Below are 13,868 nucleotides of genomic sequence, written 5' to 3'. Positions count from 1 at the left end.
CGAAGGGAATGAGGAAATGCCTTAAAGCTTTAGTTGCTCCGGCTTAGTAGATGAAAACCTTGGAACCAACCGGAACGTCGTTCCAGAAGCGGACTGCGTCCTGGTGCGGCAGGTGGATGCAACCGTTGGACTCGTATGCCGGGGAACCCTCGTGGAAAGCGTGGCCATTGTTGGTGAAGTACATGGAGTAAGGCATCGGCGCGTTGCCAAACTCGCGGGAGATCTCATCCTTTACCTTGCGGTTGATGTAGAAGGTGCCGCGTGGGGTCTCTTCACCAGCCATGCCGGAGGAGATGGCAGATGCCACGTAGGTGACGTTGCCGTTATCCTGCAGCCAGGAACGCTTGCCTTTGAGGTCAACGCAAACACGTGCATCAGCCGGGCACGGACCGCGGTCAAAAGCGTTGCGCTGGCGCTGCGCCTCGGCCTCACGGGCAGCAGCCTGAGCCGCAGCATGCTCGCGAGCAACCTGCTCAGCGTGGGCACGCTCCTGAGCCTCGCGAGCAGCGCGAGCTTCTGCGTTCTTCTGGTCAATGAGTCCAGGGAAGATTGCGTTCACAGCTGCATCAACAGCCGGCTGAATAGCGTCTGCCGCAGCAGGGTTTAAGACCTTGACCTGATCCAGAATCTGGTTACGGGTGTTCCAAGCCTGCTCGCGGGACTGACCGACGAAGTTATCGATCTGTGCCTGCACATCGGAGCTCATGGACTCAATGGAAGGAACGGTCTGAGCGGAAGCTGCAGGGGCGCCTGCAAGAACGGAGACAGTCATGACGCCGGCGGTCATAGGGGCAATTAGGGCACGACGTGCCTTAGCAGACACGTTGCGGGGGCGAAGTTTAGACATGGCAACGAGTATAGACCCTCACATGGAATCCGCATACTCGACGCGGCCGCCTCCTCCCCCGGCGATTTCCGCCTACCAGCTGCGGGCTCTCGCAGCGGGACAGGTTAATAGGAAGGATTAAGGCTAATAGCGAGGAGTAAGGATTCGTGGGCCGTCGGCGGTCGCGGCGACGGTGTGTTCCCAGTGAGCGGCGAGACTGCCGTCAAGGGTGACCACAGTCCAATCGTCGTCAAGCACGGCGTTATCCTCCGTACCCAGGGTGAGCATCGGTTCGATCGCTAGTACCGAGCCTTCCTGAATCAAAGGCCCACGACCGGCCTTGCCTTCATTAGCGAGGTAGGGTTCTTCGTGCATGGTGCGGCCAATACCGTGGCCGCCATATCCATCTACGATGAACAGATCCACACCGAACTTATCCTCGGCGCGGTAGGTGGCTTGCTCCAAGGCGTGCGAGACATCAGTTAGACGATTCCCGGGGAGCATAGCCTTGAGTCCTTCCATCAGGACCCATTCGGTGGCGTCGTTAAGCGCAACTGCTTCGGGAGAAAGCTTGCCGACGCCAAAAGTCCAGGCGCTGTCCCCTACCCAACCGTCGAGCGTGGCACCGCAGTCGATGGAGACCAAGTCACCTTCAGCAAGAACGATGTCCTTGCCGGGGATCCCGTGAACAATGACGTCGTTGACAGACGCACAAATCGAACCAGGAAAACCCTCGTACCCTTTGAACGTAGGGGTTGCGCCGGCATCGCGGATGGTCTGCTCGGCCACCTCATCAAGTTCGAGGGTAGATACGCCAGACGCCGCAGCATCGCGTACGGCCTGCAATGCTTTGCCGACGATTTCACCGGCGGCCTGCATTGCGTCGAGTTCACCCGGGGTACGAGCGGGGATTGCTTTGCTGCGGCGTCTAAAACCCATGAGTCTTACTTACCCATAGCCTTCAGGGTGCGCTCGTTGATCTCCTCAACGGTGCCCTCAGCCTTAACGTTGATGATGTCATCGCCGTAGTGCTGGATGAGCGGGAAGGTCTCGTCGCGGTAGACACCGAGGCGGGTACGGATGGTCTCCTCGTTGTCATCAGCACGTCCGCGAGCAAGCATGCGCTCAACGACGACGTCCTCAGACACCTCGAAGTTGATAACGCCGTCGAGCTTCTGCCCCTTCTTCTCCAGCAGATCAGCCAAGATATCAGCCTGCTCCACAGTGCGTGGGAAGCCATCCAAGAGGAAGCCATTGGCAGCGTCGTCCTGGTTCAGACGATCCTCAACCATGCGTGCGGTGACGTCAGTTGGCACCAGCTTGCCGGCATCGATGTAGGACTTTGCTTCAACACCAAGCGGAGTGCCCTGGCCGATGTTGGCGCGGAACAGGTCGCCGGTAGAGATGTGCGGGACGCCGAGCTTTTCGCTCAGGATAGCTGCTTGGGTGCCTTTGCCAGCACCGGGAGGGCCGAGGAGTACGTAACGCATTACTTGAGAAGTCCTTCGTAGTTGGATTGCAGGAGCTGGGACTCAATCTGCTTGACCGTGGTCAAGGCGACAGAGACCATAATCAAGATCGCGGTACCACCGAATGCGGAGGTGCCATTCGCAGTGGAGTGGCCAACTCCGAGGTCCAGAAGGATATTCGGCAGGATAGCGATCAATGCAAGGTATAGGGAGCCAACGAACAGCAGACGGTTCATGACGAAACCGAGGTACTGCGCGGTGGGACGGCCCGGGCGGATACCCGGGATAAATCCACCATACTTCTTCATGTTGTCAGCCTGCTCAGCAGGGTCGTACTGAACCGATACGTAGAAGTAGGAGAAGAAGATGGTCAGTACGAAGTAAAGCACGATGTACTGCCACGAGCTTGGAGATTGCAGATGTGCAATCACGTTGCGCTGCCACCAGTTATCCGGAACTACTGCAGAGCCAGAGTTAACGATCTGGGTGATGAGAACCGGCATGTAAATAAGCGAGGACGCGAAGATGACCGGGATAACGCCGGCCTGGTTAACCTTCAGCGGCAGGTAGGTGGAAGAGCCACCGTACTGGCGGCGGCCAACCATGCGCTTTGCGTACTGGACTGGAATGCGGCGCTGGCCCTGCTCGATGAAGGTGATGCCAACGACAAGGATGATCAGGCCAGCGACAACCATGGCGAAGACGAGTCCGCCGTTGTTCTTCATGATGCTGACGCCATCGGTTGGCAGGCGAGTTGCAATACCCGCGAAGATCATCAGGGACATACCGTTACCGATGCCCTTCTCAGTGATGAGCTCGCCCATCCACATAACGAGGATTGCACCTGCGGTCATCGTGATAACCAGGACAATCAAGGTGAAGAAGTTACGGTCTTCAGCAAGCACAGGGACGCCTTGGCCAAGCAGCTGCTCACGGTCTGCGAGGGCCACGATGCCGGAGGACTGCAGCAGCGCCAGTGCGAGGGTCAGGTAACGCGTGTACTGCGTCATCTTGGCTTGACCGGACTGACCTTCCTTCTTTAGCTGCTCGAAGTGTGGAATGACTACGGTGAGCAGCTGGACGATGATCGACGCCGTAATGTACGGCATGATGCCGATAGCGAAGATGGAAAGCTGCAACAGCGCACCACCTGAGAACAGGTTGATGACGGAGTACAGGTTGCCGGACTCCTCAGTCAGGGTGCGCAGGCGGCCAGCGATGGACGCGTAATCAACACCTGGGGATGGAATCTGGGCACCGATGCGGTAAGCAATGATCATCACGATGGTGAAGATGATCTTCTTACGCAGGTCGGCGTCCTTAAAAGCCTGCAAAATGGCGGACACTACAAAATCCTCCTGGCCTTCCTACGCAGCCAACGCCTAAGGCAATAGGTGGCAGCGTGGAGGTGGAACTCATCTGTCCAGTTCAGACCACCCTGGCACGCTAAACACTGCGAGCTATGGGAAGCCCTAAAGGACGGTTGAACACTTATGACCCTGCAAGCCTACCAGCCTGACCTAACTTAGCCACAATGCAGGTAGGAATTGAGTAATAAAACTATAAAGGTGCCCGTCTCCCCTTGGGGAAACGGGCACCTATCTAGTCAAGAATCGCGTTGATTACTTGGTAGCGGTGGCGGAGCCACCAGCAGCCTCGATCTTCTCAACAGCGGACTTGGAGAACTTGTCAGCGGTGACATTCAGCTTGACGTTGATGTCGCCGTTGCCCAGAACCTTAACCGGCTGGTTCTTGCGAACCAGGCCTGCGGAGACGAGATCCGCAACGGTGACGTCGCCACCGTTTGCGAATGCCTCTGCGAGGTCTGCAACGTTGACTACTTGGTACTCAACGTGGTTCGGGTTCTTGAAGCCCTTCAGCTTCGGCAAACGCATGTGGATCGGCATCTGGCCACCCTCGAAAGCAGCGGAAACCTGCTTACGAGCCTTGGTGCCCTTGGTACCGCGACCAGCGGTCTTACCCTTGGATGCCTCACCGCGGCCGACGCGGGTCTTAGGCTTGTTTGCTCCTGCGGATGGGCGCAGGTCGTGCAGCTTGATGATATCAGCCATGGTTTACTCCCCTGCCACTTCTTCGACGGTGACCAGGTGGCGTACCTTATGAACCATGCCGCGGATAATCGGGGTGTCCTGCTTTACAACAGACTGGCCGATCTTCTTGAGGCCGAGAGCCTCAATGTTCTTGCGGTGATTCGGCTTGGTACCCACCAGGCCCTTTACCTGAGTAATCTTCAGAGCCATTGTTTATGCCTCCTGACCTGCGCGCTTACGCAGCATCTGGGCCGGAGCAACCTCTTCGAGGGACTTGCCACGACGTGCGGCAACCTCTTCGGGGCGAACCAGCTGCTTGAGGCCGTCCACGGTAGCGCGGACGACGTTGAGGGCGTTGTCGGAGCCGAGGGACTTCGACAGGATGTCCTGCACACCAGCGCACTCCAGCACCGGACGTGCAGCACCACCGGCAATAACACCGGTACCAGGTGCGGCAGGCTTCATCATGACGATGCCAGCTGCGTCGCGACCCTCGACCGGGTGGGTGATGGTGCCGGCGATCATCGGGACGCGGAAGAAGTTCTTGCGAGCCTCTTCTGCACCCTTCTGAATTGCGGCAGGGACTTCCTTAGCCTTGCCGTAGCCGACGCCAACCATGCCCTGGCCATCGCCAACGACGACGAGAGCGGTGAAGGACATGTTGCGGCCACCCTTAACGGTCTTGGAGACGCGGTTGATGGTGACTACGCGCTCGATGTACTTATCGCGCTCGTTGTCCTGCTGATTACGACGATCGTTGCGACGACCGCCATTGTTGCGGTCGTTGTTACGACCGTTCTCGGCGGAGCGTCCGCCGTCACGCTTTTCACGGTCCGACATTAGGCGTTCCTTCCGTTGATGTTTCCGTTTGCCATGATCATTAGAACTTCAGACCACCTTCACGAGCTGCCTCTGCGAGAGCGGCAACGCGACCGTGGTACTTGTAGCCAGCACGGTCGAAGACAACTGTCTCGATGCCAGCAGCCTTGGCGCGCTCAGCGACCAGGGCGCCAACCTTGGCGGCCTTTGCCTTCTTGTCGCCCTCGAGTGCACGAACGTCAGCTTCCATGGAGGAAGCTGCGACCAGGGTGTGGCCAGCCAGGTCGTCGATGACCTGGACGTGCATGTGGCGGGAGGAGCGGTGAACGACCAGACGCGGTGCCTCAGGGGTGCCGCGCAGGGTCTTACGGATGCGGAAGTGACGGCGTGCGCGTGCTTCGCGACGGCGGGAGGAGATGTCCTTGCCGATTGGGGTGCGCTTTGCGTTTTCAGTGTTAGCCATTGCTTACTTACCCGTCTTTCCGACCTTGCGGCGGACCTGCTCGCCTTCGTAACGAATGCCCTTGCCCTTGTAAGGATCGTCCTTACGCAGGCGGCGAATGTTAGCGGCGACCTGTCCGACCTTTTGCTTGTCAATACCAGATACGGAGAGCTTGGTTGCGCCATCCACAGCGAAGGTGATGCCCTCCGGAGCCTCGATGAGGATCGGGTGGGAGTAACCCAGAGCGAACTCGAGGTCCTTGCCCTTCTGCTGGACACGGTAACCGACACCGAAGATTTCCATCTTGATGGTGTAGCCCTCGGTCACGCCAACAACAGCGTTGTTGACGAGGGAGCGGGACAGGCCGTGCAGAGCGCGGTGCTTGCGGTCATCATCTGGACGGGAAACCGTGATTACGGAATCCTCAACTGCGATGGTGATTGGCTCTGGCAGAACGACGGTCTGGGTGCCCTTGGAACCCTTAACCTCGACCTCCTGGCCGTTTACCTTGATTTCAACGCCGGATGGTACGGCGATTGGTGCTAGACCGATACGAGACATGTGTCAATCCTCCCTTACCAGACGTAGGCGAGAACTTCTCCGCCTACGCCCTTCTCCTGAGCCTGACGGTCGGTCAGCAGACCCTGAGACGTGGAAATGATAGCCACGCCCAGGCCGCCAAGGACCTTCGGCAGATTGGTGGACTTTGCGTACACACGCAGACCCGGCTTAGACACGCGACGCAGACCAGCGATGGAGCGCTCACGGTTGTTGTACTTGAGGGTGAGCTTGAGCTCACGGTCCTCAACGGTGTAGTCAGCGATGTAGCCTTCCTGCTTCAAGATGTCGGCGATGCTTGCCTTGATCTTGGAGGTCGGCATCGACACGGTGTCGTGGTGCGCATGGCTTGCATTGCGCACGCGCGACAGCATGTCGGCGATAGGATCAGTCATGGTCATGTGAGTGACCGGTACCTTTCTCGTTGCGGTTCCCGCTACATTTCTTCCGAAACGCGCGAGCTTTAAGCTCACGCCCACCTAAGCGTTTTCCGTGTGATTTCGGGCTACTCACGCTCCCCACGGTCAATACCGTAAGGCGCTCGCCACCCTTTGATACATACAACGGGCCGCCATGAACGGCGGGGGGCCTACAACAAAGTTGATGTTGTTAAATTCTTGTTCGGCCTGACGCTTTCTGCAGCTCACAGGGCCTAAATCCGAAGAAGATTTTGGCGCACTGCCACCTCGGCGCAAGTCCGACCCGCAACTTTACTCGCTTACCTGCCCTTTTCCAAATCTCTCTCCCGGCGCAAGTTCCATGGCTTTCTTCCCGAAAGCGTCCACTTGTTGTCTCCGCCATGTTGCGTGTCCGGCGGGCAGACTACAGTTGCCGTCATGACTGAAGAAAAGGACCCAATCCAATCCGCCCACCAGTGGCTGGAGGAGGCCGCGGAGCTTCTCGGCGTCGACAAGCACGATGCCACCGCCCTTGTCCGTGAGCTCCTCGATCTCACTAAGGATGTTGCTCACAATCGCGCCCGTCCGGCAGCACCTCTGACCGCATACTTGGTGGGTTTGGCCTCCCAGGACACGGAGGAGGCTCGCGCCAACATCGCCAAGCTCAAGGCGGCAATCCAGTAATGGCAAGTCGCGTCACATCCAACTTTGCGGTAACCAAGGTGCGTCTCGGCGGCGAGAGCGGCATCGAGGTCACGCAGGTCGACACCCGCGCTGACACCGTGGCTGGAGAGGAACCGTTAGAGATCCGCGTCGGCGGGCAGACGCTAACCACCACCATGCGCACGCCGGGCCACGACATCGAGCTCGCGCACGGCTTTCTTCATTCGGAGGGGCACATCACGGCGCTTTCCGACGTCGCCGAAGCCCGCTACTGCGCCGGCTCCACCGTTGACGGGATGAACACCTACAACCTGCTCGACGTGGACCTTGCGAACGACAACGTCATTAGCTTGTCCGACCTGCGCCTGACACTTAGCAACTCCGCGTGCGGCGTATGCGGCACTAGCTCCATCGAGGATTTAAACAAGAAATCGCGCTACGCGCTCCCCACCATCCCGATTGACCCGGCCGTCGTTGCGCAGCTGCCCGAGAAGCTGCGCGCCGAGCAAAAGCTCTTCCGCAAGACCGGTGGCATCCACGCCGCCGGCGCATTCACCTTAGACGGCAAGCCCATCGTTGTGCGGGAGGACGTCGGCAGGCACAATGCAGCAGATAAGGTCATCGGGCACCTGCTCCTTGAAGATCGCCTGCCCGCAGACGACCTTATTTTGGTTATGAGCTCCCGCGCCAGCTTCGAGCTTGTACAAAAGGCAGCGATGGCGGGGTTCGGAATGCTCGTTGCTGTTAGCGCGGCATCCTCCCTCGCCGTGGAGACTGCCCGGGAGACCGGCATGGCTTTGGTGGGGTTTGCACGTGCGGATCGCTTTAACCTTTATTCGGGCACGCTGGCCTAGTCGCGGTAGTCCTCCGGCCCATTATTGAGCCAGGCGTACACGCCACCGATAAGCAAGCCGCCGCCGATGAAGTTGCCAATCCACACCAGCGTCCAGTTGAGAGCAACATTGCCAACGGTCAGCGCTGCTGGCAGCGGATCGCTGCCGAAGAAGGTGAGCGCAAAGAGGCAGAAATTGGCAATGACGTGCTCCAAGCCCAGGCCCACGAAGATGCCGATGATGGGGACGATGACGATGAATTTCGACACGATTTCCTTGGCAAAGACCGCGCCAACGATGCCTATATTGACCACGAAGTTCGCGGCCATGCCTTCTACGAGCATTCCCTGCGGGGATTTGGTCAGCTTGCCTTCAGAGATGGTGACCAACAGGTGCGAGGAATCCATATTGGCAAGCTAGGCGGACATCCCCATGACGGCGGCAAAGATGATGGCGCCGACAAGGTTAAAGATCGTGGTAATAAGCAGTACGTAGAAGGCCTTGCCCCCAGGACAAGTGCTTCTGCATCGCCCCGTAGACCATGTACATCATATTGCCCGTGGCCAGCTCCGCGCCGAGGATAACGATGGCGAAGAGGCCTAGGCCGAAGAACAGGGCAAAGGTCACGGAGCCCAAGCCTGGGGCAAGCTCTTCCACCGCTTGGCCAACGACGCCGGCAAATACGGTGCCGATGCACAGATACACACCGGCAAGGATTGCGCGGACAGAAAATCGTGAAAATGATTGATCGAGCAGGGCGGCCTTTTTCAGGAATCCGGCCTTGGCAGCTTCGTTGAGAGACACCGTTTTTTATTTCCCTTATTTAGCTGTACTTATACGGACAAGAGAATCACGGATTATCGTAGCGCGTTATGCATTCACCGCGTCAATAAAACTAAACAGAAATTATTACTATAAACTTGGTTCACACCCACCCCTATTGTCCCTATTTTTCCTCGGAGGTCGCAGGGACCACCAAGACCGGCCACGGAGGGAGAGGCCCCAACGTTCTGCGGCGCGATCGCGCCACGAGGCGACACCAGAAAACAACACCGCGGAAACCTCCTATTCCCGCAGGACCCGCAGCACGCGCTCCCGGCCATCGAGCAGCGATCCCGTCCAACCGCAGCAAGGTGGTGCAGGCACAACGCGCCCCCCGGCCATCGAGCAGCGATACTATAGGCACCCAGCCCAGGCGCTCCGGCAGGCACCGTTCCGACGATCGCGATTGGCGGAAGGCCGAAAATCATGCGCGCCACATTCAGCGCCGCTACCCCAACCGCCGCCTTGAGGAGACCTCTCTGCCTAGGCACCGGAAGAAGCCTTCCGGATGGGATCGCGTCAAAAATGCGTGGAAGTCTTCCTGGGCCCTCCGTATCGCGGCCGGTATCGTGGTAACACTGCTGGTCATCAGCTCCATCGATCGCAGCATCAACCCGCCAGAAGGCCTAGAGACCAACGAGGTCACGGCGGAACAGGCCCCCGTCATCGAGCCATCCGCCGCGGTAGAGATGTTCATTCCCGCCATCGACGTCCATGCGAAGTTCGACGATGACAACTGCCGCGTGCTCGATGGCGCCATCAACCCTGACACCATGGATAAGGCCTGCACCTATACCGCCGATGACCGCCCGTATTCCCTGCCGGGAACCAATGCCGAGGATATCGTCGTCATCGCCGGGCACACCGGCGCGGGCGTGCCTGCCGTATTCAATAAGCTTTACGATGGCGCAGCCAACGAGCACAAGGTCAGCATTGGCGATAAGCTCTACGTCCGCACGAAGAATTCCGACCAGAACTGGCTCATCTACGCCGCAACCGATCTCCACGACCCCGATAAACAGGGCCTGGCCGGTGACTCCAGCGCATGGGGCGATGATGCCACGCCAGGCAGGCTGCTGACGATTAGCTGCATCCAGGCCGCCAACCCGCTCGAGGCCGCCGTACGCAATGCCGTCGTGGGATGGCAATACGAGGGCACCACCCATACCGCAGAAGATAAGAAGGCTTAATCGCCGAACACTCCTCCGCCGCTTACCCCCCCCGAACCCCGCAGTCCCTACTTCCACCGCCGGAAGTAGGGACTTTTCATATCCTCCCTTTCCCCAGCGCACCAGCACATTTTTCCTTACCTCACTACATGTATCGATAACGGTTTGCAATAGTGTAATATTCGTTTGAATCTACATAAAAGTTCACTGCCTTTAACCTTGGGAGAACCTTATGCCTTTGCGCACTTCATTTGCGCGCCTTGCCACCATAGTGATGGCCTTGGCGCTCGCGTTATTCCACGCTCCCCTCGCCCTCGCTGGCGACGCCCCGATTGTCCGCACCCAAACACACGTGGATTCCCCGCACGCGGTGTGGCAGGACGGGAACTTCAAGCTCATGTCCAATAGTGCGGGCCTAGTCCCCATCGAGGACACGATCAACTGGGTCAGCCACGGCCGCGTCGACGGCGGCCTGGGAGCCTATGCCTGGCGCGTTCCCAATGACCCGCGCTTTGATTTCCTTAAGGCCAAAGATAACCAGCTCATGTACTACGGCGGCCCCGCGGTAGGCTTCCCGAAAGACACCATGCCCATCTGGGCTGGATTCGGCGCCGCCGCGGATCTGCCTACCGATCAATTCCGCGATAAATCCTTCAACATGGAGATCGTGGACTTTAAGGGTCCCGGCCGCATGGAGCTATTTAGGTACAACGGAGAGGACTACCCCCTCAACCGCCTCTGGTCCTCCCACGATCCGGGATTCCGTTCCACATGGGTTAACGCGGGAACGCATACGCATAACGCTACGACGTTCACCCGCCCCGGCCACTACGAGGTAACCTATCGCGCCTCTGCACGAAAGAAGGATGGCACCTTTATCCACTCCGAGCCACAAACCCTGGTCTGGCAGGTAGGCGGGACCAACCCCGCCGAGCGCACGATTACCGACCTTGACGCCGCCTTTAACGACGCCAAGTCTGAAGGCTCCGCAGCCGAAGACTCCGAGTCCAACACCCCTATGTTTAAGATGGCCCCCTCCACGGCCGATACCAAGGGCGCGAAGGAAGGCATCCTCACCACGCTCTCCCTCGATACGGGAAACGCCAAAGACACCGGCCGCGCCGTCTTCACCATCAACGGCCACTACCTTGCCGAGCGCAAGGTAGAAGGTGGTAAGGCCTCGTGGGATGAAATGATCGGTGAAGAAAAATCCGATTTCCAAGCCATCTTTATTCCTGACGATAATTCCCCAAGCCCACGCTGGGTATCTGAACCCGTGGAGTTCTGGACCAGCGCCGTCACCGTCAAGGAAAGGGCCGCTAAAGATGACGAAGCTTTTACGACGAAGAGCGGCGAGCTTCCCACTCCCGAAATGGAAGAGATAGAGCCGTTTGAGACGGAGCCCCTTGAGATTACGAGCCCAGATATCACCGTGTCCACCAGCAAGGTGTACGGCGATGGTGACCGCAATATCGACATCACCGTAGAGCCCGAAGATGACCGCACCACCGTGCGCGTTACCGGCGGCTTTTACAAGGTAAATGGCGAACCGATGACCAGCCTGCCGGAAAAGCATATTGCAGATTGCGAAATCGGCTTTACTTCTGGACCGGGCCAAAGGACGAGCAGGCAACTCATCGATAGCTGTAAGCAGCCCGGCTACCAGCTCATGCTACGCATCGTTCCTGATTCGCGCTCCGATGCCGGCGGCGCCACTCTATTTAGCCATACTCACAAAGAGGCTTATAAGCCGATAGCTGAGACCACCGTCTCGTTCGCAGATGCTCCCGATTCCGCAGACGCACAGGAACCAGAAGGCTCGGAGAAACCAGAGAAGCCGCAGGATTCGGAAGAAGGAGAAGAGTCAGAGGGTTCTGGCCCATCCAAGAACCCCTCGCCTGAGGCACCTTCCACTAGTCCAAAGCCTTCTATCCCCAAAGTCCCCTCACCCAAGCCGCAAAACCCGAAGGATAAGGACACCCCGCACAAGGAGCTCAATCTGCACCGGGGTCACGTGGATATCGCCCCAATCCACGAGGATGGTGGGCTGCACCTAGGCATCAAGGACGAGACGAATCTGTACCATATTGGTGCAATCTGGCGTAAGCCTTCCGATGTCTTTTTCACCGTTCCCAAGCAGGTCAAGACCACCTTGAACAAGGACATTCCGAACTTTGGAAAGAAAGGCAGCGCTGCCTACGTCCTGCCAGAGACACAGCGCACCGGCGTGGTGTGGCCGGGGATAAGCACCGAGGATGCGTACCAGGACACCAAGAAGAATTACACCTTTACCTTCACGCCCGTCAAAGCCCCGAAGGACGGCGAATGGTTGGCTTACCTGGCTGATCAAACCGGCCTGGACCAGCGCCTTGCCGGCAGCGATGGTACGCATTCCTATACCACCGAAGGCCCTGACCACATGCACCTCAACTGGGCATTCAACAAGCCCGGTATGTATGAAGTCGGTGTCACGGTCGCCGAACAAGACGGCAAAACCGCGAAAAAGGCCATTCTGCGATTCAAGGTAGCTACCGAGGATTCATCATCTGCTACCCCACCCACCACGGGGAACGACAATGCCACTGAAGGCGGCTCTAACGGCAGCACTGATGGCACGACCGACAACAACGCCCCATCGAAGGAACCAACCCCAGAGTCAAAGGACCCCGCTCCCAGCGAAGCGCCTTCCAAAAAGCGTGAGATCACCAAGGGCCACATCGACTTCGGGCCAAAGGTTGTGGACAATAAGCTCGGCTTCTATGTCAACGAAGACGACCGCCACAACGTGCCTGAAGACGTCGCGCTACGCGTTCGCGATGCACAACGCGTGACGGTCCCTGACTCTTTGGCTAAGACGCTGTCCTTTACAGGAATGGTAAAGACCGGCTCAAAGATTTACCATCTGCCATTACAACAGGACCATAACGCTGTGTGGCCGGGATGGGACACAATCAAGGTCGGGCAAGACTACCGTGACGCTGCTATCGAGGTTCGCCCTAAGTCGGCACCTACGGACGGACACTGGTGGGCCGGCCACTTTCCCACTCTTAGCGGGCCGGAACGCACCTTAGCCGATAGCACAGGCATCCATACGATTAAAGGTGTTGAGGACGGTCCTTTCCACGTCCACGCGAACTGGATTTTTACCGAGCCGGGCCGCTATGAGATGGACATGCGCACCGTCAACAACAACGGCGACAAACTCACCGACTGGCACACCGTGACCTTCCTCGTGGGCGATTCAACCACCCAGCCCGGTGGAAATGACTCCGACGAAGAAGGCGAAAGGGAAAAGGACAAGCCTGCTAGCTCCTCGCAGGATAAGCGCCCAGGTGCTGCCAAGCCAGATAAGGGTTCGAATAGCACCGGTACAAATAAGCCGAGCTCTGATAAGTCCAAGGCCTCCAACTCGTCTGGATCGAATGCGGGTGCCGAGGCATCCAAGGGAAATGGCACTGGGAAGTCGGAAGGCTCCAGCAAGTCCACTACTGCTAAGGGTGCAGGCGGTGGATCTGGTCCAGGCTCCGGATCCGGCGGAGGTTCCTCCAGCTCCCACAACGGTGCACTAGCCTCTACGGGTGCCAATGTTGGTTGGGTTCTCGTGCTCGCCGCACTCTTTATTGCCGGCGGCATAATGATGGTGAAAAAGCGCTCTAAGGACAGCCAGTAGGCCTTAAGCTCCAGAGGTCGTTGCACCGCTCCTCTGCAACGACCTCTTACCGGGGAACTGTTCGATTCCTTAGAATCCACCACTGACATTTAAAACTAGAAAATCCCAACTCCTTGCAGGGAGTTGGGATTTTTTAGCGCTCTATTTA

14 protein-coding genes and 1 pseudogene are annotated in these 13,868 nt (G+C 58.1%); 4 read left to right on the top strand and 11 right to left on the bottom strand.

The features are described from left to right. Positions 1-43 precede the first annotated feature (43 nt). The 10 genes from HMPREF0308_RS00785 to rpsH form a co-directional block, all read right to left on the bottom strand. The gene (locus tag HMPREF0308_RS00785; RefSeq protein WP_034656517.1) at positions 44-847 is read right to left on the bottom strand and encodes a L,D-transpeptidase; all 804 of its coding nucleotides are present in this window, start codon (positions 845-847) and stop codon (positions 44-46) included. 123 nt (positions 848-970) lie between these two features. Next, entirely contained in the window at positions 971-1,765 is a 795-nt protein-coding gene (gene map, locus HMPREF0308_RS00780; protein WP_034656515.1) for a type I methionyl aminopeptidase, read from the bottom strand. A 5-nt stretch (positions 1,766-1,770) separates the two neighbouring features. Next, positions 1,771-2,316: an adenylate kinase gene (locus HMPREF0308_RS00775; protein ID WP_005527795.1), complete on the bottom strand. Its 546-nt coding sequence runs from the start codon at positions 2,314-2,316 to the stop codon at positions 1,771-1,773. Continuing rightward, positions 2,316-3,641: a preprotein translocase subunit SecY gene (secY, locus tag HMPREF0308_RS00770; protein ID WP_005527793.1), complete on the bottom strand. Its 1,326-nt coding sequence runs from the start codon at positions 3,639-3,641 to the stop codon at positions 2,316-2,318. Before secY ends, HMPREF0308_RS00775 begins: the two co-directional genes overlap by 1 nt. A 276-nt stretch (positions 3,642-3,917) precedes the next feature. After that, positions 3,918-4,367, bottom strand: coding sequence for a 50S ribosomal protein L15 (gene rplO / locus HMPREF0308_RS00765; protein ID WP_005527791.1), 450 nt, complete (start codon positions 4,365-4,367; stop codon positions 3,918-3,920). A 3-nt stretch (positions 4,368-4,370) separates the two neighbouring features. After that, positions 4,371-4,556, bottom strand: a complete 186-nt coding sequence (gene rpmD / locus HMPREF0308_RS00760; RefSeq protein ID WP_005527789.1) for a 50S ribosomal protein L30 — start codon at positions 4,554-4,556, stop codon at positions 4,371-4,373. A gap of 3 nt (positions 4,557-4,559) precedes the next feature. Further along, positions 4,560-5,186, bottom strand: a complete 627-nt coding sequence (rpsE, locus tag HMPREF0308_RS00755; protein ID WP_005527787.1) for a 30S ribosomal protein S5 — start codon at positions 5,184-5,186, stop codon at positions 4,560-4,562. A gap of 40 nt (positions 5,187-5,226) precedes the next feature. After that, entirely contained in the window at positions 5,227-5,628 is a 402-nt protein-coding gene (gene rplR / locus HMPREF0308_RS00750; protein WP_005527786.1) for a 50S ribosomal protein L18, read from the bottom strand. A 3-nt stretch (positions 5,629-5,631) separates the two neighbouring features. Then, positions 5,632-6,168, bottom strand: coding sequence for a 50S ribosomal protein L6 (gene rplF, locus HMPREF0308_RS00745; RefSeq protein WP_005527784.1), 537 nt, complete (start codon positions 6,166-6,168; stop codon positions 5,632-5,634). A 14-nt stretch (positions 6,169-6,182) separates the two neighbouring features. Continuing rightward, on the bottom strand, positions 6,183-6,566 hold the full coding sequence (rpsH, locus tag HMPREF0308_RS00740; protein WP_005527782.1) for a 30S ribosomal protein S8: 384 nt from the start codon (positions 6,564-6,566) through the stop codon (positions 6,183-6,185). 435 nt (positions 6,567-7,001) lie between these two features. Here rpsH and HMPREF0308_RS00735 point away from each other — a divergent pair, with 435 nt between their 5' ends. Beyond that, the gene (locus HMPREF0308_RS00735) at positions 7,002-7,247 is read left to right on the top strand and encodes a DUF6457 domain-containing protein (protein WP_005527780.1); all 246 of its coding nucleotides are present in this window, start codon (positions 7,002-7,004) and stop codon (positions 7,245-7,247) included. Further along, positions 7,247-8,080, top strand: coding sequence for a formate dehydrogenase accessory sulfurtransferase FdhD (fdhD, locus tag HMPREF0308_RS00730; protein ID WP_005527776.1), 834 nt, complete (start codon positions 7,247-7,249; stop codon positions 8,078-8,080). Before HMPREF0308_RS00735 ends, fdhD begins: the two co-directional genes overlap by 1 nt. On the opposite strand, the pseudogene HMPREF0308_RS00725 reads toward fdhD, so the two are convergent. Then, positions 8,077-8,863: pseudogene (locus HMPREF0308_RS00725) on the bottom strand (formate/nitrite transporter family protein). The gene fdhD and the pseudogene HMPREF0308_RS00725 overlap by 4 nt on opposite strands. A gap of 587 nt (positions 8,864-9,450) precedes the next feature. Between HMPREF0308_RS00725 and HMPREF0308_RS00720 the strand changes: the two are divergent. Then, on the top strand, positions 9,451-10,071 hold the full coding sequence (locus tag HMPREF0308_RS00720) for a sortase family protein (RefSeq protein WP_248630673.1): 621 nt from the start codon (positions 9,451-9,453) through the stop codon (positions 10,069-10,071). Positions 10,072-10,282: 211 nt separating this feature from the next. Further along, entirely contained in the window at positions 10,283-13,720 is a 3,438-nt protein-coding gene (locus HMPREF0308_RS00715; RefSeq protein ID WP_005527769.1) for a choice-of-anchor M domain-containing protein, read from the top strand. Positions 13,721-13,868 lie beyond the last annotated feature (148 nt).

Origin of the sequence: Corynebacterium striatum ATCC 6940 (genome assembly GCF_000159135.1) — a bacterium.
Taxonomy (GTDB): domain Bacteria; phylum Actinomycetota; class Actinomycetes; order Mycobacteriales; family Mycobacteriaceae; genus Corynebacterium; species Corynebacterium striatum.
This window is presented reverse-complemented; position numbering and strand designations above follow the sequence as displayed.

Bases quoted from the DNA above. Each gene is read 5' to 3' on its own strand.
- rpsH (WP_005527782.1), bottom strand. From the start codon at position 6,566: ATGACCATGACTGATCCTATCGCCGACATGCTGTCGCGCGTGCGCAAT.
- rplR (WP_005527786.1), bottom strand. From the start codon at position 5,628: ATGGCTAACACTGAAAACGCAAAGCGCACCCCAATCGGCAAGGACATC.
- HMPREF0308_RS00775 (WP_005527795.1), bottom strand. From the start codon at position 2,316: ATGCGTTACGTACTCCTCGGCCCTCCCGGTGCTGGCAAAGGCACCCAA.
- fdhD (WP_005527776.1), top strand. From the start codon at position 7,247: ATGGCAAGTCGCGTCACATCCAACTTTGCGGTAACCAAGGTGCGTCTC.
- rplO (WP_005527791.1), bottom strand. From the start codon at position 4,367: ATGGCTGATATCATCAAGCTGCACGACCTGCGCCCATCCGCAGGAGCA.
- HMPREF0308_RS00715 (WP_005527769.1), top strand. From the start codon at position 10,283: ATGCCTTTGCGCACTTCATTTGCGCGCCTTGCCACCATAGTGATGGCC.
- map (WP_034656515.1), bottom strand. From the start codon at position 1,765: ATGGGTTTTAGACGCCGCAGCAAAGCAATCCCCGCTCGTACCCCGGGT.
- rpsE (WP_005527787.1), bottom strand. From the start codon at position 5,186: ATGTCGGACCGTGAAAAGCGTGACGGCGGACGCTCCGCCGAGAACGGT.
- HMPREF0308_RS00735 (WP_005527780.1), top strand. From the start codon at position 7,002: ATGACTGAAGAAAAGGACCCAATCCAATCCGCCCACCAGTGGCTGGAG.
- HMPREF0308_RS00785 (WP_034656517.1), bottom strand. From the start codon at position 847: ATGTCTAAACTTCGCCCCCGCAACGTGTCTGCTAAGGCACGTCGTGCC.
- rplF (WP_005527784.1), bottom strand. From the start codon at position 6,168: ATGTCTCGTATCGGTCTAGCACCAATCGCCGTACCATCCGGCGTTGAA.
- rpmD (WP_005527789.1), bottom strand. From the start codon at position 4,556: ATGGCTCTGAAGATTACTCAGGTAAAGGGCCTGGTGGGTACCAAGCCG.